Genomic DNA, 22,298 nt, shown 5'->3' with positions numbered 1-22,298 from the left:
ATTGCGCCAATCCGCGCATCAATCCTGAAAAGGAGTTGAAAATGAAAACCATGCTTACGACCCACACCGGATTTCGCTTCGAAGTGCGTCGGGCGCGTCCCGACGATGAGCCGATCCTCGCTGAGTTCTTCACCCATGTGACACCGGAGGATCTGCGTTTCCGCTTCCTCGGAGCGGTGAAGGAAGTTTCGCACGAGCGGCTGGTGGCGATGACCCGCTCCGACGATCCGCATGTCCATAATTTTCTCGCCTTCTCCACCGACGGAATGCTGATCGCGGTGGCGACCCTCGCCGCGGATCCGGCCGATCGGCGTGGCGAAGTCGCCATCTGCATCCGCGAGGATCGCAAGCATCTCGGCGTCAGCTGGGAATTTCTCGGCTATGTCGCGCGTTATGCCGACGATCATGGCGTAGAGACGATCGAGTCGATCGAGAGCCGCGAAAACCGCGCTGCGATCGAACTCGAGCGCGAGATGGGCTTCATCGTCACGACGGATCCCGACGACCCGACGCTCGTCCTGGTTCAGCGGAAGCTCGGCGCCGCGCTGCCGGGCTAGGGCAATTCCAGGAAAAGTGCGCAGCGGTTTTCCGTCCGGAATTGCGTAAAAACAAGAGGCTGGAGCCAGTTCAGCGGCCCTATCAAACGCTGAACTGTTCTAAGGCGCCTCGCCTTTGTTTTGATGATATCGCCCGGAAACGCCGCCCGCTTCCGGGCGAAATCATTTAGTCTTTGCCTTCGAAGCCGAGCAACTCAGCGGCCACCGCACGCTCCTCGTCGGCGGGAATGACAAGCACGTCGACCAGGGAATCCGGGGCGCTGACCAGTTCCTCGCCCTGCGCGTTCAACTCCTTGTCGAGCGAGACGCCGAGCCATCCCGCGGCTTCGCAGATGCCCTGCCGGATCGCGGGCGCATGCTCGCCGATGCCCGCCGTGAACACCAGGGTGTCGAGCCCGCCTATCGCCGCGGCAAGCGATCCAATCTCGCGCCCGACACGATAGACGAAAAGATCGACGGCGCGCATCGCCGCAGGGTCTTTCGATGCAAGCAGCGTCTGCATGTTTCCCGAGATGCCGGATACGCCCAGCAGACCGGATCGCTGATAGAGCAGCTCGGCAAGTTCGTCCGACGACAGCTTCCGGTCCTGCAGAAGGTGCAGGAGGATACCGGGATCGATCGCGCCGCAACGCGTGCTCATGACAAGGCCGTCAAGCGTCGAGAAGCCCATCGTGGTGGCGTGGCTTACGCCTGCCTTCATCGCGCACAGGCTTGCGCCGCTGCCGAGATGGGCAACGATCGTCCGGCCGCCGGCGGCGGTGCCGTAACGGTTGTGCAGCTCGCTGGCGATATGGCTGTAGGAGAGCCCATGGAAACCGTAGGAGACGATGCCTTGCTCCGCCATCTCGTGCGGCAGGCCATAAAGCCTTGCGTGCTCGGGCCGCGCCGCGTGGAAGGCAGTATCGAAGCAGCCGACCTGCATGGTGCCAGGCAGGAAGCGGCTGGCCAGATCGACGAGCTCCAGGTTGATCGCCTGATGAATCGGGGCGAGCGGCTCGAGCCGGCGCAAGGCACCCAGCGTGCGCTCGTCGAGCGGCGTCGCGCGGGCAAACTCCCGGCCGCCATGCACGATGCGATGCCCGACCCGGCGCACCCGGCGAAGGAGGCCGCGGTCCGCAAGATAGGACGCAACGGCTTCGAACGCCGTGCCGATGGAGATCGGCTGTTCGCCAAGGCTCCTGTCGAATGGCGGCGTCATTGCCGTGGGCGCGACATGGAGCCGGGGCCGCTCGCCGATCGACGAGACGCTGCCCCGCACCAGCAGATGGAGGTCGTCGCGCCATTGGAAGACGGCGAACTTCAGGCTTGATGAGCCGCCATTGAGGATGAGAATTGCATCGGTCATGACCGGCCGGTCCCAGCCGCTTGTGCAAGCCCGATCCTCTCAACCCGGCGCCTCGTCATCGACTACCGCTCCCACTTCCAGCCGAGTATCTCGGGCATGTCCTGCCCGTGCTTGCGGATATAGGCTCCGTGCTCGATCAGCTTGCCTTCCATGGCCTGCCTCAGCTGGATGTGCGCGCCGGCCGGCTCGGGAATGCGGTCGAGCACGCTCAGCACAAGATGATAGCGGTCGAGCCCGTTCAGCACGGTCATATCGAACGGCGTCGTCGTCGTCCCTTCCTCATTGTAGCCGCGCACATGGATGTTGTCGTGATTGGTCCGCCGGTAGGTGAGGCGGTGGATGGTCCACGGATAGCCGTGATAGGCGAAGATGACAGGCTTATCCCTGGTGAACAACGCGTCGAACTCGCGGTCCGACAGCCCGTGCGGGTGATGTTCCTTCGGCTGCAGCGTCATCAGATCGACAATGTTCACCACACGGACCTTGAGGTTGGGAATGTGGCGCCTCAAGATCTGAACGGCGGCCAGCGTTTCGAGCGTCGGCACGTCGCCGGCGCAGGCCATCACCACATCCGGCTCGGCCCCGCCGTCGGTCGATGCCCATTGCCATATGCCGATGCCGGCGCCGCAGTGGACTTTCGCCTCGTCAATGGACAGCCACTGCCAGGAATTTGCCTTGCCGGCGACGATGACATTGATGCGGTTCCATGTCTTAAGCACATGGTTGGTCACGCAAAGCAGGCTGTTGGCGTCCGCCGGCAGGTAGACGCGCACGACATCCGCCTTCTTGTTCAGCGCCACGTCGATGAAGCCTGGATCCTGATGGCTGAAGCCATTGTGCTCCTGCTGCCAGACATGGCTGGACAACAGATAGTTCAGCGAAGCGATCGGCCGCCGCCAGGCGAGCTTGCGGCAGGCGTCCAGCCATTTCGCATGCTGGTTGAACATGGAATCGACTATGTGCGTGAAGGCCTCGTAGCAGGAGAAGAAGCCGTGGCGCCCGGTCAGCAGGTAACCTTCCAGCCAACCCTGGCACGTATGCTCGGATAGAATCTCCATAACCCTGCCCTCCCGCGCCAGATGGACATCCTCGGGAAGGATCTTTTCCATCCAGGCGCGCTCCGTGACCTCGAAGACATCCTGCCACCGGTTCGAGGCCGTCTCGTCGGGCCCGACGATGCGGAAGTTCCTGGCAGCCCTGTTCAACGTCATGACGTCGCGCAGGAAGCGGCCCATGACACGGGTCGACTCTGCCTTGACGCCGCCGGGCCGATCGACCTGGACGGCATGCTCATCCAGGCCTGGGAGCTCGAGAGACCGCCGTAACAGACCGCCATTGGCATGCGGATTGGCGCTCATGCGCCTGTCGCCTTGCGGCGCGGTGGCGCGGATCGCGGCCACGGGCGCGCCGGCGGCATCGAAAAGCTCTTCGGGCCGGTAGCTTCTCATCCACTCCTCGAGCATCCTCAGATGCTCGGGGTTTTCGGCGAGGCCGGAGAGCGGGACCTGGTGGGCGCGCCAGAATCCCTCGGTCTTGAGCCCGTCGACCTCCTTGGGACCGGTCCAGCCCTTCGGGCTTCGCAGCACGATCATCGGCCATTTCGGCCGCGGCTGCGCGGTCTTCGCGCCGCTGCGGGCCGCATCCTGGATCGCCTTGATGCGGTCCAGGGCATCGTCGAGCACGACCGCCATCCGCTCATGCATCAACGCTGGATCGTCACCTTCGACGAACAGCGGCTCGTAACCGTAGCCGATGAACAGCGCACGCAGCTCTTCCTCGGGGATGCGAGCCAGAATGGTAGGATTGGCGATCTTGTAGCCGTTGAGGTGGAGGATCGGCAGCACCGCGCCGTCAAGCGCCGGGTTGAGGAACTTGTTGGAATGCCAGGAGGTGGCGAGCGGCCCGGTTTCCGCCTCACCGTCGCCAACGACGCAGGCGACGACAAGGTCCGGGTTGTCGAAGGCCGCGCCATAAGCGTGCGAGAGCGCGTAGCCAAGCTCCCCGCCTTCATGGATCGAGCCGGGCACATCAGGCGCCGCATGGCTCGGGATGCCGCCAGGAAACGAGAACTGGCGGAAGAGCTTCTTCATTCCGGCCTCGCCCAGCGCGATGTCCGGATTGGTCTCGCTGTAGGTGCCCTCGAGATAGGTGTTCGCCACCATCGCCGGCCCGCCATGGCCGGGACCGCAGACATAGATGACATTGGCATCGCGCTGCCTGATGGCGCGGTTGAGATGCGCATAGATGAAGCTGAGACCCGGCGAGGTCCCCCAGTGGCCGAGCAGCCTTGGCTTGACATGCTCCAGCCGAAGGGGTTCGCGAAGCAGCGGATTGTCGAGCAGGTAGATCTGCCCGATGGTCAGGTAGTTGGCGGCACGCCAGTAGGCATCGATGTCTTGCAGTTCCTGCGCGGACAAGCGATTGGTGCTGGGATGCTCGGTCATTTCCGACTCCTTCGCTGGGTTGAACCGATCCGGATGAAGCACAACGCGTCAAGGCTGCCACCGGTTCATGACCGGTCCATGTCACGACCGGGCGCGCTATCCATCTATCCGGCAAGGAGCCGGCGGGCTTTGATCCATCGCAAAATGGCGAGGCAGGATGAGGGAAACACCGGAACGCGAGGTGGAGCTGCGGCTTCAGCGATCCCCTCGGAAATGGACAGGCCGGCAATCGACGGTCGATCAAGACCTGCCAACGGCCTTCCCGACTTCAAAAGCGCAACGCGCCCATGCCCCAACAGGACTTGGTCCCGGAGGACCTGCCACCGGCAGCTGAACCGATCCGCATCATCCCCTGCGGTTCGCCGTCCATCGGTCGATCTTTTCCTCCTGCAATTTGCGCCAGCGCAAATCGCCGAGGCGTCCGACGAACTAGAAGGGCGCAACGGTCGATGCCGTGGTGAACCAAAGAAAGGACTATTCCGATGAAACTGCCCCTCATTGCCGCGGCGATCGCGTTGCTTTCAATTGCAGGCGCTGCAAATGCCGAAGAACATGTCGTCCAGATGCTGAACAAGGGTGACAAGGGCGCGATGGTCTTCCAGCCCAACTTCGTGCGGGCTGCGCCCGGCGACACGATCAAGTTCGTGCCGACCGACAAGACCCACAATGCCGAGATCATCAATGGAATGCTCCCGGACGGCGCCGAGCCCTTCAAGGGCAAGCCGAGCGAGGAGATCACGGTCACCCTCACCAAGGAAGGTGTCTATGGCGTGAGATGCGCTCCCCACTACGGCATGGGCATGGTGGCGCTGATCGTCGTCGGCAAGCCGGTCAACCTGGCGGCGGCGGAAGCCGTCAAGCAGGTCGGCAAGGCAAAGCCCGTCTTTGCCGAACTATTCGCCGAGGCGACCAAAACCGCTTCGAACTGATCCGACAGAATGGGGGGCTGCTTCCGGCAATGGCGGGCCGGAAGCACAGGCCGGGCGGACCTTGGGAGAGGTCTGACCCGGCCATTTTCGTCTTGAAACTGGGCACGTCGCTGCAAGCGCCCACGAGCGGCCAGTAAGCGCGTCTCACGGACAGCCTGACCGGGAGGTTTGATCTGGCGCAAGGAACAGGGTGCTTCGGGCCGTAGTGTCTTCGAATGATCCTCAATCTTTTCGTCGGCACGATCGTCATCAGCCTGACGGTCCTGATCCACACTTTCGGCCTTATCGCGATCACTTACGTGATGTCCCGACTCGTTGCGCTGTTCCGGATGCACGGGAGGCGCAGCCGGATCATCGCCATGATCACGGTCGTGATGGGACTTTTTGCGGTTATGACGGCGGAAGTCTGGCTATGGGCCGGGATCTACCGGCTGCTCGGAATCTTCAGCGATTTCGAGACCGCGCTCTACTTCTCGACCATCACCTTCTCGACGGTCGGATATGGCGATGTCGTGCCGGCTCATGGCTGGCGCGTGCTGGCGGCCCTGGAAGGGATCAACGGCTTTCTGCTGATCGGCTGGTCGACCGCCTATCTGATCGCGGCCGGCACCCGTGTCGGGCCGTTCAGGGTGGGCGAGCATTTCTGACCCGCGGCCTCAAGCCCATTCAAACTGCTACCGAATGCCTGCCGGTTCCATTGCTGAGGTATTTGTCGAATTTCGCCGCCACCGTGCGGACGAGCGGACGGCTCGCAGGCGGCACGACGAAGTTGTCGCCTTCCAGCCGAAGAAGCTGGCCCGCGCCGCTGATGGCCAGTCGGCTCGCTTCGCAAAGCAGCCTTTGGCCGACATGTCCAAAGCGTTCGACAAGCTCTACCGCCGAGAAGGCGAAGCTGCACATCAGGCGCTCGATGACCCAGCCGCGCGCCTCATCTTCGACGCTGAATTCTATGCCGCGGGCTATCGCCAGCTCTCCCGAATCCACGGCTTTCTGGTATTCGCCAGTCGCAACGATGTTTTGTGCATGACCCTGGCGATACCGGCTGATCGACGAAGGGCCGAGACCGATCAGGGTTTCGCACTGGTCCTCGGTGTAGCCCTGGAAATTGCGCCGGATCTTGCCAGCGCGGGCGGCAACCGCCAGCGTGTCGCCCGGCTTTGCGAAATGGTCCAATCCCAATGCCTCGTAGCCGGCATCGACAATCAGCTGCGCGGCAAGCCGCGACTGCGCCAGGCGCGCGACGGAGTCGGGCAGCCAGGCTTCGTCGATCATCGTCTGATGCTTCTTGAACCACGGCACATGCGCGTAGCCGAACAGCGCAAGCCTGTCCGGCGCCAATGTCAGCGCCTGGGCAACGGTCGCCGCGACGCTCTTGCCGGTCTGATGCGGCAGGCCGTAGAGCAGGTCCAGGTTGACGGATGTGACGCCCCGCGCCCGCACCGCATCGACGATGCTCTTGGTCAGCGCGAAACTCTGCTCGCGATTGATCGCCTTCTGCACCTTGGGATCGAAATCCTGGACACCGAGACTCGCCCTTGTCATGCCGATCGCGGCAAACGCATCCAGCCGACCCTCATCCATATCGTTGGGGTCGATCTCGATACTGAGGCTGGCATCGTCGAGGAAGTCGAATTGATCCCGCAACGCCTTTCCGAGCGTGAGGATGTCGTCGGGCTTCAGCATTGTCGGGGAGCCGCCACCGAAATGAACGGCGCGGACCCTGCCACGGCCGCTCACAAGGCCGCCGACCGTTTCAATCTCCTGGTGGAGCGAGCGCAGGAAGGTGGCCACGGGTGCATAGTGGCGTGTCTGCTTGGTGTGGCAGGCGCAGAACCAGCACAGCCGGTCGCAATAGGGAATATGGAGATACAGCGATATCTCGTCATCGCCTTCGAGCGCGTCCATCCACCCGCGAACCGTGACCGCGTCAACGCCCGGATGAAAATGCGGCGCCGTGGGATAGCTCGTGTAACGCGGCACGTTGTCGCCAGGGCTCACGGTCTGAGCTGGGCGCGGCGGATCGATGGAGGCGGCGGGCGGGGTCATGACGATCAAACTGCCCGAACGACGCCGGCAAAACCTTGATCTCGATCAAGGCGACTCAGGTCAAAACCCGGGCAGATTGCCGCTCCTATTTGACCACGGGCGTCGCAATGACCGCCAGACAGGATGTTCAACAGGCCGACGTCCCCGCAATTTGCAAATCCTGCGAAGCGCGGCAGGATGGATTATGCGGCGCCTTCAACGCCCGCCAACTCGCCGAGTTGGCCAAAGCCTCGTCCAGGCATGAGGTTCCGGCAGGCACGGAACTGCCCGACGACGGAACCTACTCCAACCTTCTGTCCGGCGTGGTCAAGCTCACGAGAAATCTCTCGGATGGTCGTCAGCAGATTGTCGGGTTCCATTTCGCGCCCGATTTCCTGGGCCGACCGTTCGAGGCAAAAAAGCCGATCAGGGCAGAAGCCTTGACGAATGTGGCACTGTGCTCGTTTCCCAAGGTGATCATCGACCGGATGGCAAACGAGATGCCGGAGCTTGGACGTCTGCTGCTGAAACATACGCTGAACGAGCTTGATGAAGCACGCGACTGGATGGCGGCGCTGGGGCGCAAGACCGCGTCGGAGAAGCTCGCAAGCTTCCTCCTCATGGTCGCCAGAAACACCGATCCCGCACACCATCCGGCAAGCCCGATAAGCTTCGACCTGCCGCTGACACGCACCGATATCGCCGATTTTCTTGGGCTGACCATCGAGACGGTCAGCCGGGAATTGTCCAGATTGCGGTCCGACGGCACGATCCGGATCGTAAACAAGCGGCAGATCAGCCTCGCAAGCATGGCTCAGATCGAGGAACGCTGCGGGGACTGAGCAGCGAAGATGCTGCAAACCTCGCTTGGCTGGACCTCAGCAAGGTCAAGGTTCGGTCTTGCAGGTCGTCCCTTGCCTGGAGCGGGATCAGATCCCAGCGCTCGGCGCCGACACCCTCCAAATAAAAGCAGTCCGCGTTTGACCTGGATCAAGGCCACCGGGCCGGGAAATCTCGAAAAGGTGCCTCGGGCGGGTTTTTCCGCTGGAATTTTCGAGACGAGATCGGGGACTTGCGATGAGATTTGGCACGGAGATCGTCCTTCTAAGCCTGTTTGCCTTTGGCGCCCTCGTAGCCGCCGGCTTCGGGGTGGATGAACCTTTTCGCCAGCACATGTGGGTTTTGTTTTTCGCCGTGGCTTGCTTCACTGCGATCCTGCTGCGCAAGACGGATTTCAAGCTCGCGGCGCCTGTCGACCCATCCGCCTATATGGATGGTCCGATCCGCTACGGCGCCATTGCAACGGTGTTCTGGGGCGTCGTCGGCATGCTGGTCGGCTTGGTCATCGCGCTGGAGCTTGCGTACCCTCAGCTTAACATCGGGCCTTGGTTCAATTTCGGCCGGCTGCGGCCCCTTCATACCTCCGGTGTGATCTTCGCCTTTGGCGGCAACGCCCTTCTCTGCACATCCATGTATGTCGTGCAGCGCACGTCCCGCGCGAGGCTGTTTGGCGGCAATCTCGCCTGGTTCGTCTTCTGGGGCTACCAGCTGTTCATCGTCATGGCCGCGACCGGCTATCTGCTGGGCATCACCGAAGGCCGCGAATATGCCGAGCCGGAATGGTATGTCGACCTCTGGCTGACAGTCGTCTGGGTCGCGTACCTGATCCTTTTCCTCGGCACCATTCTGAAGCGCAAGGAACCGCATATCTACGTCGCCAACTGGTTCTACCTGTCCTTCATCATCACCATCGCGATGCTGCATGTCGTCAACAACCTGTCGATGCCGGTCTCGTTCCTCGGCTCGAAGAGCTACTCGGCATTCTCAGGTGTTCAGGACGCGCTGACGCAGTGGTGGTACGGCCATAACGCGGTCGGGTTCTTCCTGACGGCGGGCTTCCTCGGCATGATGTATTACTTCGTGCCCAAGCAGGTGAACCGCCCGGTCTATTCCTACCGGCTGTCGATCATCCACTTCTGGGCGCTGATCTTCCTCTATATCTGGGCCGGGCCGCACCACCTCCACTACACCGCCCTGCCCGACTGGGCGCAGACGCTCGGCATGGTGTTCTCGATCATGCTGTGGATGCCTTCCTGGGGCGGCATGATTAACGGCCTCATGACCCTCTCCGGCGCCTGGGACAAGATCCGCACCGACCCGATCGTCCGCATGATGGTGGCGGCCATCGCCTTCTACGGCATGTCGACCTTCGAAGGGCCGATGATGTCGATCAAGACGGTCAACTCGCTGTCGCACTATACGGATTGGACGATCGGCCACGTCCATTCGGGCGCGCTCGGCTGGGTCGGCCTGATCAGCTTCGGCGCGATCTACTACATGGTGCCCAAGCTCTGGAACCGCGAGCGGCTCTATTCGATGCGCCTCGTCACCTGGCACTTCTGGCTGGCGACGCTCGGCATCGTTGTCTACGCGGCGGTGATGTGGGTCTCGGGCATCATGCAAGGGCTCATGTGGCGCGAATACGACGAGCAGGGGTTCCTCGTCTATTCCTTCGCCGAGACGGTCGCCGCCATGCATCCCTACTATGTCATGCGCGCCGCGGGCGGCGCCATGTACCTGGCCGGCATGCTGATCATGGCCTGGAACGTCACCATGACCATTCGTGGCTACCAGCGCAAAGAACAGCCTTTGCCGGGTTCCGCCCCCGCCCTCCAGCCTGCCGAATAAGGAGCCAGACATGGGCCTGATAGACAAACACGCGCTGATCGAGAAGAACGCGACGCTTCTTCTCGTCGGATCCCTGCTGGTCGTGACCGTTGGCGGCATCGTCGAGATCGCGCCGCTCTTCTATCTCGACAACACGATCGAGAAGGTCGAGGGCATGCGGCCCTACACCCCGCTGGAGCTCGCCGGACGCAACATCTATGTGCGGGAGGGATGCTACCTCTGCCACAGCCAGATGATCCGGCCGTTCCGCGACGAGGTGGAGCGCTACGGCCATTACAGCCTGGCGGCCGAGTCGATGTACGACCACCCGTTCCAGTGGGGATCCAAGCGAACCGGACCGGATCTTGCCCGCGTCGGCGATCGTTACTCCAACAGCTGGCAAGTTCAGCATCTTGCCGACCCGCGCTCCGTGGTGCCGGAATCGGTCATGCCGAACTACGCCTTCTTGAAAGACACGCCGATCGAGGTGAAGGATTTCTCGACGCATCTCACTGCGAACAGGCGCGTCGGGGTGCCCTACTCCGACGACATGGTCGCCAATGCCAACGCCGACCTGATGGCGCAGGCCGATCCCAATGCCGACACGGCCGGCCTGGAGAAACGCTACCCCAAGGCCAAGATCGGCGACTTCGACGGCAACCCGCAGCAGGTCACCGAGATGGATGCTCTCGTAGCCTATCTCCAGATGCTCGGCACGCTGGTCGATTTCAAGAACTACGACGAAGCAGCCGGCTACCGCTGAGGAGGGCAACCGATGGAATACAACTTGATGCGGGAGTTCGCCGACAGTTGGGGCCTGCTTGCCATGGCTTTGTTCTTTGTCGGCTGCATTGTCTTCGCGCTGCGTCCGGGTGGCAGAAAGCATGCCGACGACGCCGCTAAAATTCCTCTCCAGGACGATTGATCATGAGCAACGAGCATATCGATGAAATCTCGGGCATCACGACGACCGGCCATGAATGGGACGGTATCAAGGAGCTCAACAATCCTCTGCCGCGCTGGTGGGTGATCACCTTCTACATCACCGTGGCCTGGGCGCTCGCTTACACGATTGCCTATCCCGCCTGGCCGATGCTGAGTTCCGCCACCAGGGGCGTCCTGGGCTTCTCCAGCCGAAACGACGTCAAGAACGAGATGGCCGCGGCTGACGCCGCCAAGGCCAAATACGTCACGGCGATACAGTCCAAGACCGTTTCGGAAATCGCCGCTGACGACACGTTGCGCGAGTTCGCCGTCGCCGCCGGCGGCGCCGCATTCAAGGTCAATTGCGTGCAGTGCCACGGCTCGGGCGCGCAAGGATCGGCAGGTTTTCCGAACCTCAACGATGACGATTGGCTCTGGGGCGGCAAGGCGGAGCAGATCCAGCAGACGATCACGCATGGCATCCGCTTCGCGGCGGACGCCGATACACGTCAGTCGGAGATGACCGCTTTTGCCGACGTGCTCAAGCCGGAACAGATCGCTCAGGTCAGCGCCTATGTGGCGAGCCTTTCCGGACCGGTGCAGGACAAAAGCCTGATCGAGCCCGGCGCCAAGGTTTTCGCTGACAATTGCGCCGCCTGCCATGGCGAGAACGCGAAGGGCAACCGCGACCTCGGAGCACCCAATCTGACGGATGCCATCTGGCTCCACGGCTCCGGCGAGGCCGCGATTGCTGCCCAGGTGCGAGCCCCGAAGAACGGGGTGATGCCTGCCTGGGTCGGCCGCCTCGGCGAGACGACGGTCAAGGAACTGGCTGTCTATGTCCATTCGCTTGGCGGCGGAGAATAGGAACGGGGCCTATTCTCGGCCCTCAGCCGTTCAAGCGACGAGGCCCGGCCATGCCGGGCCTCGACTTGCTTTTTGATAACTCAATTTGACCTGCATCAACGCGACGCGCCCGCGCGATTGCGAGATTGCCGGAAAGAAGGGGGCGTCATTTCGCCGTGATTGGAGATCGTCGTGCTGGATCAGTCGCAGGTAGAACGGCTCGAGGCCGAAGCGGTCAACTCCGCGAAGACGCGACAGCCGCTCTACGCCGCGCGCAAGAAGATCTTTCCGAAGCGCGCCTCCGGCCGTTTCCGCCAGTTCAAATGGCTGGTGATGGCGATCACGCTCGGCATCTATTACCTGACCCCCTGGCTGCGCTGGGATCGCGGGCCCTTCGCTCCCGACCAGGCCGTTCTCATCGACCTGGCGAACCGCCGTTTCTACTTCTTCTTCATCGAGATCTGGCCGCAGGAATTCTACTATGTCGCCGGCCTTTTGATGATGGCGGGCGTCGGTCTTTTCCTGATCACATCGACGGTCGGGCGAGCCTGGTGCGGCTATACCTGCCCGCAGACCGTCTGGGTCGACCTGTTCCTTGTGGTGGAACGGGCGATCGAAGGCGATCGCAATGCCCGCATGAAGCTGGATGCCGCTCCCTGGAGCGCCCGGAAGCTCTTCCTGCGCGTATCCAAGCACGCCATCTGGCTTGTCATCGCAGTGGCCACGGGCGGCGCCTGGATTTTCTACTTCGCCGATGCGCCGAAGCTGCTCAGCGAAGTCGTCACCGGCACGGCGGCGCCCATCGCCTATGCCACGATCGCGGTGCTCACCGGCACCACCTATGTGTTAGGCGGGCTGATGCGCGAGCAGGTCTGCACCTATATGTGCCCGTGGCCGCGCATCCAAGCGGCCATGCTGGACGAAAACTCGCTGACAGTGACGTATAACGACTGGCGCGGCGAGCCGCGATCGCGCCACGCCAAGAAGGCCTCGGCGGCCGGGCAATCGGTCGGCGACTGCGTCGACTGCAACGCCTGTGTCGCCGTGTGCCCCATGGGAATCGACATCCGCGACGGCCAGCAGCTGGAATGCATCACCTGCGCGCTGTGCATCGACGCCTGCGACAGCATCATGGACAAGCTCGGCCGGGAACGCGGGCTGATCTCCTACGCAACGCTGGCGGACTACAACGCCAACATGGCGATGGCCACATCCGGGGGCACCGGCCCGGTCAACCCGGCGCTGGTGAGGACGCCGAGCGGCAGCTTCGCCGACGGCCTGGCACATTTCCATCTGGGCAAGATCTTCCGGTTGCGCACCTACATCTATCTCGGTGTGTGGTCGGCGATCGGCCTGGTGCTCGTCTATTCGCTGCTGACGCGCGAACGGCTGGAGCTGAATGTCCTGCATGATCGCAATCCGCAGTTCGTGACGCTCTCGGATGGCTCGATCCGGAACGGCTACACAGTCAAGCTGCTCAACATGATACCCGAGCCGAGGACGGTCGAGATCTCGCTGCACGATCTCGACGGCGGTGAGATGAGCATCGTCGGCATCGACCAGCCCGCAAGCCGCTCATTCTCCATCCCGGTCGAACCCGACCGGCTGAAGATGCTGAAGGTCTTCGTGCGGCAACCGGTCGAGCAGATCAGGAAGCCGGCACAGAGCTTCGAATTCCGCATCGACGACACGGCAAGTTCCGAAACCGCCGAATACACCGCCACCTTTAACGCCCCGGAGAACAGCAGATGAGCGCCGAAATGCGGAAGCCGCGCGAGTTCACCGGCAAGCACATGCTGGTCTCCATTCTGGCGTTCTTCGCGGTGGTGATCGGGGTCAACGTCACCATGGCCACGCTCGCCCAGAAGAGCTGGACCGGTCTTGTCGTCGAGAACACCTATGTCGCAAGCCAGCAGTTCAACGAAGAAGCGAGGAAAGGAAGGGCGCAGGCGGCGCTGGGCTGGACAGGCAGGCTGACCGTCGCTTCCGGCGAGGTCCGTTACAGCCTTGTCGACAGCCAGGGCAAACCGGTGCCGCTGCGCGGCGTCAAGGTGCTGTTCCGCCACCCGGCCTACGAGGCCGAGGACGAAGCCCTGACACTTGCCGCGGTGCCCGGCGGCACTCCCGGAAACGCGGACGCGTTTGCCGTGCGGCACACGCCCAGGAATGGCGTCTGGATCGTGGAGATCGATGCGGATGCCGGGCTGACGTCGCCGTTCCGCGATGTCCGCCGCGTCATGATCTCGAATGGAGCCCTGCAATGAGCTGCTGCGCGCCGGGGGCTGAAATGGCGTTGGAGGTCACCGGCGCGGCGTCCGCATCGCCGTCGAGCGAGGAGATCAAGCTGGCCAGCCGTTCCCTGGACGGCGACATCCACCAGACCGACCTGTCGGTGCCGACGGTTCACTGCGGGGCTTGCATCCAGGCGATCGAGTCGGCGCTCGGCACCGTCGAGAACGTCGAGTCTGCTCGCGTCAACCTGTCGACGAAGCGTGTGTCGGTCCGCTGGCGCGGGGACATCGTCCCGCCATTCTTTGCCGTGCTCGGCCGGCTCGGCTATCAGGCGCACCTGTTTGACCCGGAAATTCACGAGAAGGACAGGACGCTCTCGGAGCTGATCCGCGCCGTCGCCGTGGCGGGCTTCGCGGCCGGCAATATCATGCTGCTCTCGGTGTCGGTCTGGTCCGGCGCGGAAGGCCCGACACGCGATCTGTTTCATTGGCTGTCCGCGCTGATCGCCATCCCGGCGCTCGCCTTCGCCGGCGGTATCTACTTCCGCTCCGCTGCGAACGCGCTGCGCCATGGCCGCATGAACATGGACGTGCCGATCGCGGTGGGCGTTTCGCTCGCCTACGCGATGAGCCTCTACGAGACCATCAATCACGGCGAGCACGCCTATTTCGACGCCTCGGTGTCGCTGCTTTTCTTCCTGCTGATCGGGCGCACGCTGGATCACGTGATGCGCGAGCGGGCGCGAACCGCGGTCAATGGCCTGTCGCGGCTTGCCGCGCGAGGGGCCGTGGTCCTGCGCAACGACGGAATACGCGAATACGTGCCCGTCGCCGAACTCGCGCCGGGAATGCGCCTCCTCATTGCCGCCGGAGAGCGGATACCGGTCGACGGCGATATCGTCAGCGGGAATTCCGACCTCGATTGCTCGATCGTCTCCGGCGAGAGCGCGCCGAAAGCCGTGAGTGCCGGCACGCACGTCCAGGCCGGCACGCTGAACCTGACAGGTCCGCTGACGATGCAGGCAACCGCCGCGGCGAAGGATTCCTTCCTGGCGGAAATGGTCCGGCTGATGGAAGCCGCCGAGGGTGGCCGCTCGCGCTACAGGCGGATCGCCGACCGCGTATCGGCGCTCTACGCGCCCGTGGTCCATCTAGCGGCCTTTGCCACCTTCCTCGGCTGGATGGTTGCGTCCGGCGATTGGCACCGCGCCATGACCATCGCCATCGCCGTGCTGATCATCACCTGCCCGTGCGCGCTCGGCCTCGCGGTTCCGATCGTCCAGGTGGTGGCGGCCCGGCACCTGTTCGAGGCCGGCGTCATGGTCAAGGATGGTTCGGCGATGGAGCGTCTCGCGGCGATCGACGCGGCTGTGTTCGACAAAACCGGGACGCTCACGCTGGGGCTGCCCATGCTCGTCAACGCGGCATCGATCGATCCGGCCATGCTGGCGGTCGCGGCCGACCTGGCGGCGCATTCCCGGCACCCGTTCTCAAAGGCGCTGGCGCCCTATGGCAGCGTTCGCGGTCGAACCCCATTCGACCGCGTGCAGGAGGAGCCCGGCTTCGGCATCGAAGCGTCCGCCGGCGGGGACATCTGGCGCCTAGGCCGGCGCGGCTGGGCCGGATGGAAGGCTCGTACCGGCGGCGAGGGGCGATATGGCGGCCTTGGTGGCACGGTCCTCGCGAAGAATGGCAGGATCGTCGCGTGCTTCGCCTTCGAGGATGCCGCGCGCGCCGATGCCAAGGCGGCGGTGGAACGGCTGAAGGACGCCGGCATCTCGGTCGAGATGCTTTCCGGCGACACCGCGCGCGCCTGCGGCGAGGCGGCGGGAACCTTGGGCATCGCGAATTTCGTGCCGGCCCTGCTGCCCTCGGGCAAGGTCGAGAGGATCGAGGCGTTGGCCCGCGCCGGCCACAAGGTGCTGATGGTGGGCGACGGCCTCAACGACACGCCGGCGCTCGGCGCCGCGCATGTCTCGATGGCTCCGGCGACCGCGGCCGATATCGGTCGCCAGGCCGCGGATTTCGTCTTCCTGCGCGAGAGCCTGCTGGCCGTGCCGCTCGCCCTGGATGTCTCACGCAAGGCCGGCCGGCTCATCCGCCAGAACATCGCAATCGCGATCGTCTACAATGCATTCGCCGTGCCGATCGCCATCCTCGGACATGTGACGCCGCTGATCGCGGCGATCGCGATGAGCGCTTCCTCGCTTATCGTGATCGCAAATGCGATGCGGCTTCAGACGACGACGAAAGCAGGCCCTGAAGCCGCTCCCGCCAGGCGCCGCACCGACGTCATCGAAGCGGCGCACCCATGACCACGCTCGTCTATCTCATTCCCGTTGCCCTGTTCCTCGGCGCGCTCGGTCTGTCCGGCTTCCTGTGGGCTTTGCGCAGCGGCCAGTATGAGGATCTCGATGGAGCCGCCGAGCGGATATTGATCGAACCTGATCAGCGAGAGGGCGACGGCCGGCGATCAAACTGACGTAGATCAAGGCGGCGTTGCTCCCGACGTCCGAGAATGCGGTTAACGAAAGCGGGAGATTTCGATGCAGGCTCGGGACATCATGACGACGCCGGTGGTCACAATCGCCACCTCTGCCTCGGTCGCCGAAGCGGCCGATCTGATGCTGACCAGGAACATTCGCTGCCTGCCGGTCGTGGGAGACGATGGATCGCTGGCTGGCGTCATCAGCGAAGGCGATTTCCTGCGCCGAGGCGAACTTGGCACCAGGCGGGCGCGGCCTCGCTGGCTGGAGCTTCTTGTCGGTCCAGGCAAGCTCGCCGACGAATATGTCCGTTCGAGCGGCCGCCGCGTGGCCGACGTTATGACCGCCGGCGTCGTTTCGGCAGCGCCCGGCGCTTCGCTTGCCGAGATCGTCGAACTCATGGCGACCCACGACATCAAGAACGTGCCCATCCTCGACGCGGGCAAGATCGTCGGCATCGTCAGCCGCTCCGATCTGATGCGCATCCTGCTTCGCACTCTGCCCAAGTCAGGCTCCGCGACTGTCGACGACGAGGTCATCCGCAGGAGCATTCTTGCCGAGCTGCAGGGGCAGTCCTGGAGCGGCGGCGACCTTATCGGCGTCACCGTCGACAAGGGAAACGTTGAGCTGAGCGGCGCCATCTTCGACGAACGTCAGCGAAAGGCTGCCGTCGTTGCGGCCGAGAACGTTGCCGGGGTCAAGAAGGTCACGGATAAGCTCTTTTGCGCCGGGCCGTTCTCGGTGGTGCTTGTCTCTTGAAGCGCGTCGCGCTCCCGGCGCACGCACTCATATCACGGACAAGGGTATCAGGGGGCGAACCAACAGCAGCGCAAAGGCAATGAGCGCCGCGCCAGCGATCGTGTCGGCTATCCTCTTGCCGCCGCTCAGCCGCGCGCCGAGCAGCAGCCACATCGATCCGGTCACTGCCGTGGTCACGAGCAGCGCGATCCAGGCGATGCCCAGCGCGGCCGCCTCGATGTCCATCGGCACGATGGCCACGCAATAGATGAACGCCTTCGGATTGAGGGCGGTGGTCGCCAGGATGGAAATGCCACCGCCGTTTTCGGTTGCCTCGGCGCGCCTGGCCATCAGGCGAAAGCCAAGGATCACCAGCCACGCGGCGGCAACCAGTTGAACCAACTGGACAGTGGCGGGCGGCACCAGGGAACGCAACGAAAGCCAGAAGGTCGCCGCGATCCCGTATCCGCATGCTTGCGCGGCAAGGCGCGTGGTGGCGTTCTGCCGCTTGACGGCGCATGCCGCCAGAAGAGCGTTGGTCGGCCCTGGCGCGGCAAAGAGCAGAAATGCTTCCAGAAGATGCAGATTGTCCAAACTGCCTGCCTCGTGCACGAACCTGTCGACTGCAGACGTCTCACCGGCGCCGACTGCCGTCAACGCATCCTGTGTTCGTCACACGGGCGAAGCCGCCTGTTGTCGGCTGGGGTAGCCCGGGCGGCTCACAGCGGCAACCTATCAAGGCTGCGGCGTCGTTGCTCGATCAACGGATAGATTGCAGACGCGCGATCAAGTCGCCATTGCGGCAATAGGCCGGCGGGTGATCCGCATGCTCGGTCTCGTCGAGCCAAGCCGCGCATTCATCCTGGTGGCCGCAGGAGCGGCACCGGTCCACGGCGCGACTGGTAACGGCGACGTGGTCCGCCACGACTCGCAGTTGCCTGTCGACGCCCATTTTCTGCATCATGCGTCCCATCAAGGCGGTTCGGGCGTCAGCGCCCATCAGATATTCGAGAAAGCTCATGCCAGCACACTCCTCAGACGGCCAAACAATTGCCATGCCAGGCAGCGCGCGGCATTGATCTCGATCAACCCGGGTGAACCCGCCGGACTAGCCCGTGGTACCAAACATCGCGCCAATGCCGGCCGTCAGGGCCATCGCCAGCGCTCCCCAAAAGGTGACGCGAGCCGTCGCATTCCACACATTGGCGCCACCGGCCCTCGCACCGATTGCGCCCAGCACCGCCAGGAACAGCAACGATGCAATCGAGACAACGGCAACAAGTCTCGAGGGCGGCGAAATCAGCACCATCGCCAGAGGCATGACCGCACCGATTGAAAACGCCGCGGCGGAAGCCAACGCCGCCAGTATGGGTCGCGCGGCGGTTGCCTCGGAGATACCAAGCTCGTCACGGGCATGGGCGCTGAGCGCGTCCTTGGCCATCAACTGGTCAGCCACCTGCAACGCCAGGCGAGGTTCCACGCCGCGATCGATATAGATCTGCGCAAGCTCCTGTCTCTCGAATTCCGGCTGGGTCGCCAGTTCCTCCCGCTCACGGGACAGATCCGCCTTCTCGGTGTCGGCCTGAGAACTGACGGATACATATTCGCCGGCGGCCATCGACATGGCGCCAGCCACAAGGCCGGCGACACCCGCCACGAGGACACTGGTCGTGGTGGCGTTGGCGGCCGCAACCCCGATGATCAGGCTGGCCGTCGAAACGATGCCGTCATTGGCTCCGAGCACGGCGGCCCGCAGCCAGCCAATGCGCGACACAAGGTGATTTTCGGCGTGAAGGCGGCTCATGATCGCAGTGATGAACCGTTGAACATCGCCATTGTATTGCTCCACCTCGACAGCGCAGGAATGCAACTTCATTGCTTCGCGATCGGAGCAAATGCCCTGATCCAAGTCAAACGGCTGCATGGATTTGCCGGTGCGGCACTTTTCGCGGACCAGCCGCGCTGACAGCCAGCTGTCAGCTAACTCGTGAGATATTGCGGTGAGAAGGCATGTGACGGTCCGGCCGTTGCGCGCCCTGAAGCCAGGATGCAATGCTTATGAAACAGATCGCCTTGTCGCTCTTCGTGATCGCCTCGTCGGGCGCCTATGTCTGGGATCAGGCAGGCACACCACCGGCCAACGACCTGGTCGACATGGATGGCGCCGCCAATGCCCCAACGCAGGACACCTCGCAGCCATTCGTCCCATCGGCGTCGGCCGATCCGGTGATGGCGCCAGCGAAGTCCCAGCGCAAAATTCCCCAAGAGGCGCAGCGCGAGCCGACCCCACAGAGGCCGGTCGAAGTCAAAGCGGACAACACGGCGTCGATCGCAACCGCTCCAAGGCCGGCGCCGGCCATCGTCAGTCCGCCGCAAGCCGCGAAGCTGGCGCCTCCGCCGCCGAAACAAAATCCCGCGCCGCCGGCCGCGAGTGCACCCAAGCCTAATGCGCCGACATTCGCGGTGACGCCTGCGGTGTATATCCCGATCCCGCAGCCGCGACCCGTATACCCGCAAGCCACCGCGCGCGTCATTCATACCGGCATGAAGCTCGCGGCCCACGGCTATGCCGACGGAGTCTATACCGGCCCCGCCGCCGACGCCTATTACGGCATCATCCAGATCCAGGCGCTCGTCCAAGGCGGCCGCCTGACGGCGCTCAAGGTCCTGAAATATCCCAATGACCGCCGCACTTCAGTCAGCATCAACCGGCAGGCGTTGCCCATGCTGCGCGACGAGGCGATCAGCGCGCAAAGCGCCGATGTCGACATCATCTCGGGCGCCACGCTGACGAGCAAGGCCTTTATCCAATCGCTGGGCGGCGCCCTGAAAAAGGCGTCATCGTAGTTCCATGCGCGAGACGCGGATCATGATGGGCATGCCCATCACCGTCGACCTCGGCGGCGCGGCCGGCGATCTTGTCGGGAAGGTCTTCGACTATTTCGACGATGTCGACCGGCGTTTCAGCACCTACCGCCCAGACAGCGAGATCTCCGCCATAAACCGGGGCGACATTCCCGTCTGCGACTGGAGCGGCCAGATGATCGACGTGATGCGGATCGCCGAGCAAACCAGAAGGGAAACCGCCGGCTATTTCGATATCCACAGGCCCGACGGCGCGCTCGACCCTTCCGGCATCGTCAAGGGCTGGGCTATCCGCAACGCGGCCGAAATCGTCCGTCGGGCGGACGTCGGCGACTTCTTCATCGAAGCGGGCGGCGACGTCCAATCCTGCGGCAGGAATGCTTGCGGCCGAGACTGGAGCGTCGGCATCCGTAATCCCTTCCACACGGACGAGATCGTCAAGGTGGTCTATCCGGATGGGCATGGCGTGGCCACTTCCGGCACCTATGCGCGCGGGCAACATATCTACAATCCCCGCGCGGTTCATGACCCGATCAGCGATATCGTCAGCCTGACGGTCATCGGCTCGGATGTGCTGGAGGCCGACCGCTTCGCCACCGCCGCCTTTGCGATGGGTCGGGACGGCATCCTCTTTATCGAGCAGACGCCGGGGCTCGAAGGATATCTCATCGACAGCAACCGCCGTGCCACGCCGACAAGCGGATTCGGAGCCTTCTGCCAATCATGTTAAAGACCCTCGACCGGCTTCTCGACCACCTCACAATGTACCGGCTGGTGCTCTACTACCTCGCGGTCTTGCTGATCGTCGCCTTCGTCTTCGGCTTCCTGAAGCTTGTGCCGCATGATCCAACGGCGCTCGCCTTCACGACCGCCCTGGTGCTGGCCACGTGCTGGATCACCAACAAGGTTTTTGCGCGCATCTTCGGGGTTCCGGCCAACGGCGAGTCCGTCTACATCACCGCGCTGATCCTGGCGCTCATCCTCGATCCGATTGCCCCCACCGATACCAAGGCCATCGGCGCCGTGGCGTTCGCCTCGGTCTGGGCGATGTCGTCGAAATACGTCCTGGCCGTCGGCGGGAAGCACCTGTTCAATCCGGCCGCGCTTGGCGTCGCGCTGACAGCGCTCCTGCTCGATCATCCCGCCACATGGTGGGTGGGGGGCAACATCTGGCTCTTCCCCCTGGTGCTTGCGGGCGGCGCTCTTGTGGTGCGCAAGCTGCGCCGGCTCGATCTCGTGGCCACGTTCCTGGGAGCGGCGCTGGCAACGATACTGGCGACCACCGATCCATCCCAATATGGCACCGCGCTTGCGGAGACCTTCAGCTCGTCGCCGTTGCTGTTCTTCGCCTTCGTCATGCTGACCGAGCCGCTGACGGCCCCGACGACACGCTGGCCGCGTATCGCCTTTGCCGCCATCGTCGGCTTTCTGTTCGCGCCCAACATCCATATCGGCTCGTTCTATTTCACACCCGAGCTTGCTCTCCTGGCGGGTAACCTCTTCGCCTACGCCGTGAGCCCGAAGGGCCGGTTCGTGCTGACTTTGGAACGCATCGAGCAAACCGCCATCGACAGCTACGACTTCATCTTCAAGTCGCAACGGAAACTCGCCTTCCAGGCGGGCCAGTACCTTGAATGGACACTTGGCCTCGAGCGCTCCGACAATCGCGGCAACCGCCGCTACTTCACGGTCGCCTCATCGCCTACCGAGCAATCGGTGCGGCTGGGCGTCAAGTTCTATCGGCAGTCGAGCGCCTTCAAGCGGACGCTGGGCGGCATGAAACCCGGCGCCACGATCCACGCGTCGCAACTGGCCGGCGATTTCACGCTTCCATCCGATCCGAACACCAAGATCGCTTTCCTGGCCGGCGGCATCGGCATCACGCCGTTCCGTTCGATGCTGCAATATCTCATCGATCGCAAGGAGATGCGGCCCATCGTCGTTCTCTATGGCACGGAGGGACAAGACGACATCGCCTATCGAGACGTGCTCGGCCGGGCGAGATGCGAACTGGGAATAAAGACGTTCCTTGCGGTAGCCAAGGGTGCTGAGCGCGGCCAGTATCCCGGTTATATCGACGCTCGTCTGGTGCGCCTCACCATGCCCGACTACCTTGAACGCACCTTCTACATCTCCGGCCCGCAGGTCATGGTCAAGGCGCTGCGCGGGAAGCTGCTGGCCATGGGCGTTCGGCGTTCCCGGATCAAGGTCGATTACTTCCCCGGATTTGCGTAGAGCAGC

Annotated in this window: 22 protein-coding genes; 16 read left to right on the top strand and 6 right to left on the bottom strand. The window is 63.4% G+C overall.

From position 1 onward, the window contains the following. The first annotated feature begins 41 nt into the window (after nt 1-41). Nucleotides 42-557, top strand: coding sequence for a GNAT family N-acetyltransferase (locus EN862_RS30265; protein ID WP_127867446.1), 516 nt, complete (start codon nt 42-44; stop codon nt 555-557). 166 nt (nt 558-723) lie between these two features. Here EN862_RS30265 and EN862_RS30260 read toward each other — a convergent pair whose 3' ends face one another. Then, entirely contained in the window at nt 724-1,902 is a 1,179-nt protein-coding gene (locus EN862_RS30260) for an acetate/propionate family kinase (protein WP_127867447.1), read from the bottom strand. Between the two features lie 62 nt (nt 1,903-1,964). Next, nucleotides 1,965-4,346, bottom strand: coding sequence for a phosphoketolase family protein (locus EN862_RS30255; protein ID WP_127867448.1), 2,382 nt, complete (start codon nt 4,344-4,346; stop codon nt 1,965-1,967). A gap of 482 nt (nt 4,347-4,828) precedes the next feature. On the opposite strand from EN862_RS30255, the gene EN862_RS30250 reads away from it, so the two are divergent. Both EN862_RS30250 and EN862_RS30245 read left to right on the top strand, forming a co-directional pair. Then, nucleotides 4,829-5,275: a pseudoazurin gene (locus EN862_RS30250; RefSeq protein WP_127867449.1), complete on the top strand. Its 447-nt coding sequence runs from the start codon at nt 4,829-4,831 to the stop codon at nt 5,273-5,275. 215 nt (nt 5,276-5,490) lie between these two features. Next, complete coding sequence (locus EN862_RS30245) at nt 5,491-5,922, top strand: ion channel (RefSeq protein WP_127867450.1); 432 nt, start codon at nt 5,491-5,493, stop codon at nt 5,920-5,922. Between the two features lie 19 nt (nt 5,923-5,941). On the opposite strand, the gene hemN is transcribed toward EN862_RS30245, so the two are convergent. Further along, nucleotides 5,942-7,321 (bottom strand): oxygen-independent coproporphyrinogen III oxidase, encoded by a 1,380-nt coding sequence (gene hemN / locus EN862_RS30240; protein ID WP_127867451.1) that lies wholly within the window; start codon nt 7,319-7,321, stop codon nt 5,942-5,944. A 107-nt stretch (nt 7,322-7,428) separates the two neighbouring features. Between hemN and EN862_RS30235 the strand changes: the two genes are divergently transcribed. The 10 genes from EN862_RS30235 (at nt 7,429) to EN862_RS30190 (ending at nt 17,213) form a co-directional block, all read left to right on the top strand. Then, the gene (locus EN862_RS30235; protein ID WP_127867632.1) at nt 7,429-8,142 is read left to right on the top strand and encodes a Crp/Fnr family transcriptional regulator; all 714 of its coding nucleotides are present in this window, start codon (nt 7,429-7,431) and stop codon (nt 8,140-8,142) included. Nucleotides 8,143-8,377: 235 nt separating this feature from the next. Continuing rightward, complete coding sequence (ccoN, locus tag EN862_RS30230; protein ID WP_127867452.1) at nt 8,378-9,988, top strand: cytochrome-c oxidase, cbb3-type subunit I; 1,611 nt, start codon at nt 8,378-8,380, stop codon at nt 9,986-9,988. A 10-nt stretch (nt 9,989-9,998) separates the two neighbouring features. Then, entirely contained in the window at nt 9,999-10,730 is a 732-nt protein-coding gene (gene ccoO / locus EN862_RS30225; RefSeq protein WP_127867453.1) for a cytochrome-c oxidase, cbb3-type subunit II, read from the top strand. Between the two features lie 12 nt (nt 10,731-10,742). Continuing rightward, complete coding sequence (locus EN862_RS30220; RefSeq protein WP_042647191.1) at nt 10,743-10,892, top strand: CcoQ/FixQ family Cbb3-type cytochrome c oxidase assembly chaperone; 150 nt, start codon at nt 10,743-10,745, stop codon at nt 10,890-10,892. A 2-nt stretch (nt 10,893-10,894) separates the two neighbouring features. Continuing rightward, entirely contained in the window at nt 10,895-11,758 is an 864-nt protein-coding gene (ccoP, locus tag EN862_RS30215) for a cytochrome-c oxidase, cbb3-type subunit III (RefSeq protein WP_127867454.1), read from the top strand. Nucleotides 11,759-11,929: 171 nt separating this feature from the next. Then, nucleotides 11,930-13,489: a cytochrome c oxidase accessory protein CcoG gene (gene ccoG / locus EN862_RS30210; RefSeq protein ID WP_127867455.1), complete on the top strand. Its 1,560-nt coding sequence runs from the start codon at nt 11,930-11,932 to the stop codon at nt 13,487-13,489. Continuing rightward, a complete protein-coding gene (locus EN862_RS30205) occupies nt 13,486-14,001 on the top strand; it encodes a FixH family protein (RefSeq protein WP_127867456.1) in 516 nt (171 codons plus the stop codon). The genes ccoG and EN862_RS30205 overlap by 4 nt, the downstream gene beginning before the upstream one ends. Then, on the top strand, nt 13,998-16,283 hold the full coding sequence (locus tag EN862_RS30200; protein WP_127867457.1) for a cation-translocating P-type ATPase: 2,286 nt from the start codon (nt 13,998-14,000) through the stop codon (nt 16,281-16,283). Before EN862_RS30205 ends, EN862_RS30200 begins: the two co-directional genes overlap by 4 nt. Further along, nucleotides 16,280-16,450, top strand: a complete 171-nt coding sequence (ccoS, locus tag EN862_RS30195) for a cbb3-type cytochrome oxidase assembly protein CcoS (RefSeq protein WP_127867458.1) — start codon at nt 16,280-16,282, stop codon at nt 16,448-16,450. Before EN862_RS30200 ends, ccoS begins: the two co-directional genes overlap by 4 nt. A gap of 64 nt (nt 16,451-16,514) precedes the next feature. Further along, nucleotides 16,515-17,213: a CBS domain-containing protein gene (locus tag EN862_RS30190; RefSeq protein ID WP_127867459.1), complete on the top strand. Its 699-nt coding sequence runs from the start codon at nt 16,515-16,517 to the stop codon at nt 17,211-17,213. 27 nt (nt 17,214-17,240) lie between these two features. Here EN862_RS30190 and EN862_RS30185 read toward each other — a convergent pair whose 3' ends face one another. The 3 genes from EN862_RS30185 to EN862_RS30175 all read right to left on the bottom strand — a co-directional run bounded on the left by EN862_RS30185 (nt 17,241) and on the right by EN862_RS30175 (nt 18,996). Next, nucleotides 17,241-17,786 carry a hypothetical protein gene (locus tag EN862_RS30185; protein ID WP_127867633.1) on the bottom strand — a complete coding sequence of 182 codons (546 nt, stop codon included), beginning with the start codon at nt 17,784-17,786 and terminating at the stop codon, nt 17,241-17,243. A 166-nt stretch (nt 17,787-17,952) separates the two neighbouring features. Then, on the bottom strand, nt 17,953-18,213 hold the full coding sequence (locus EN862_RS30180) for a DUF6455 family protein (protein WP_127867460.1): 261 nt from the start codon (nt 18,211-18,213) through the stop codon (nt 17,953-17,955). 87 nt (nt 18,214-18,300) lie between these two features. Further along, nucleotides 18,301-18,996, bottom strand: a complete 696-nt coding sequence (locus EN862_RS30175) for a VIT family protein (RefSeq protein WP_127867634.1) — start codon at nt 18,994-18,996, stop codon at nt 18,301-18,303. A gap of 254 nt (nt 18,997-19,250) precedes the next feature. Here EN862_RS30175 and EN862_RS30170 point away from each other — a divergent pair, with 254 nt between their 5' ends. Genes EN862_RS30170 through EN862_RS30160 form a run of 3 tightly spaced genes read left to right on the top strand, consistent with a single transcriptional unit; the run spans nt 19,251 to nt 22,292 of the window. After that, nucleotides 19,251-20,039 carry an FMN-binding protein gene (locus EN862_RS30170; RefSeq protein WP_127867461.1) on the top strand — a complete coding sequence of 263 codons (789 nt, stop codon included), beginning with the start codon at nt 19,251-19,253 and terminating at the stop codon, nt 20,037-20,039. A 22-nt stretch (nt 20,040-20,061) separates the two neighbouring features. Further along, nucleotides 20,062-20,787 carry an FAD:protein FMN transferase gene (locus tag EN862_RS30165; protein WP_245519740.1) on the top strand — a complete coding sequence of 242 codons (726 nt, stop codon included), beginning with the start codon at nt 20,062-20,064 and terminating at the stop codon, nt 20,785-20,787. After that, nucleotides 20,781-22,292 (top strand): RnfABCDGE type electron transport complex subunit D, encoded by a 1,512-nt coding sequence (locus EN862_RS30160; protein ID WP_127867463.1) that lies wholly within the window; start codon nt 20,781-20,783, stop codon nt 22,290-22,292. The genes EN862_RS30165 and EN862_RS30160 overlap by 7 nt, the downstream gene beginning before the upstream one ends. Nucleotides 22,293-22,298 lie beyond the last annotated feature (6 nt).

Source organism: Mesorhizobium sp. M2E.F.Ca.ET.219.01.1.1, from assembly GCF_004016445.2.
In the GTDB taxonomy this organism is placed as follows: Bacteria; Pseudomonadota; Alphaproteobacteria; order Rhizobiales; family Rhizobiaceae; genus Mesorhizobium.
The sequence above is the reverse complement of the archived record's forward strand: the minus strand, read 5'-3'. Positions and strand labels throughout refer to the sequence as shown.

Excerpts from the sequence above, each read along its gene's own strand:
- EN862_RS30250 (WP_127867449.1), top strand. The coding sequence starts at position 4,829 with ATGAAACTGCCCCTCATTGCCGCGGCGATCGCGTTGCTTTCAATTGCA.
- EN862_RS30200 (WP_127867457.1), top strand. The coding sequence starts at position 13,998 with ATGAGCTGCTGCGCGCCGGGGGCTGAAATGGCGTTGGAGGTCACCGGC.
- ccoS (WP_127867458.1), top strand. The coding sequence starts at position 16,280 with ATGACCACGCTCGTCTATCTCATTCCCGTTGCCCTGTTCCTCGGCGCG.
- ccoP (WP_127867454.1), top strand. The coding sequence starts at position 10,895 with ATGAGCAACGAGCATATCGATGAAATCTCGGGCATCACGACGACCGGC.
- EN862_RS30165 (WP_245519740.1), top strand. The coding sequence starts at position 20,062 with ATGATGGGCATGCCCATCACCGTCGACCTCGGCGGCGCGGCCGGCGAT.
- EN862_RS30205 (WP_127867456.1), top strand. The coding sequence starts at position 13,486 with ATGAGCGCCGAAATGCGGAAGCCGCGCGAGTTCACCGGCAAGCACATG.
- EN862_RS30220 (WP_042647191.1), top strand. The coding sequence starts at position 10,743 with ATGGAATACAACTTGATGCGGGAGTTCGCCGACAGTTGGGGCCTGCTT.
- EN862_RS30170 (WP_127867461.1), top strand. The coding sequence starts at position 19,251 with ATGAAACAGATCGCCTTGTCGCTCTTCGTGATCGCCTCGTCGGGCGCC.
- EN862_RS30255 (WP_127867448.1), bottom strand. The coding sequence starts at position 4,346 with ATGACCGAGCATCCCAGCACCAATCGCTTGTCCGCGCAGGAACTGCAA.
- EN862_RS30265 (WP_127867446.1), top strand. The coding sequence starts at position 42 with ATGAAAACCATGCTTACGACCCACACCGGATTTCGCTTCGAAGTGCGT.
- EN862_RS30160 (WP_127867463.1), top strand. The coding sequence starts at position 20,781 with ATGTTAAAGACCCTCGACCGGCTTCTCGACCACCTCACAATGTACCGG.
- EN862_RS30245 (WP_127867450.1), top strand. The coding sequence starts at position 5,491 with ATGATCCTCAATCTTTTCGTCGGCACGATCGTCATCAGCCTGACGGTC.
- hemN (WP_127867451.1), bottom strand. The coding sequence starts at position 7,321 with ATGACCCCGCCCGCCGCCTCCATCGATCCGCCGCGCCCAGCTCAGACC.
- EN862_RS30190 (WP_127867459.1), top strand. The coding sequence starts at position 16,515 with ATGCAGGCTCGGGACATCATGACGACGCCGGTGGTCACAATCGCCACC.
- EN862_RS30180 (WP_127867460.1), bottom strand. The coding sequence starts at position 18,213 with ATGAGCTTTCTCGAATATCTGATGGGCGCTGACGCCCGAACCGCCTTG.
- ccoO (WP_127867453.1), top strand. The coding sequence starts at position 9,999 with ATGGGCCTGATAGACAAACACGCGCTGATCGAGAAGAACGCGACGCTT.
- EN862_RS30260 (WP_127867447.1), bottom strand. The coding sequence starts at position 1,902 with ATGACCGATGCAATTCTCATCCTCAATGGCGGCTCATCAAGCCTGAAG.
- EN862_RS30235 (WP_127867632.1), top strand. The coding sequence starts at position 7,429 with ATGACCGCCAGACAGGATGTTCAACAGGCCGACGTCCCCGCAATTTGC.
- ccoN (WP_127867452.1), top strand. The coding sequence starts at position 8,378 with ATGAGATTTGGCACGGAGATCGTCCTTCTAAGCCTGTTTGCCTTTGGC.
- EN862_RS30175 (WP_127867634.1), bottom strand. The coding sequence starts at position 18,996 with ATGAGCCGCCTTCACGCCGAAAATCACCTTGTGTCGCGCATTGGCTGG.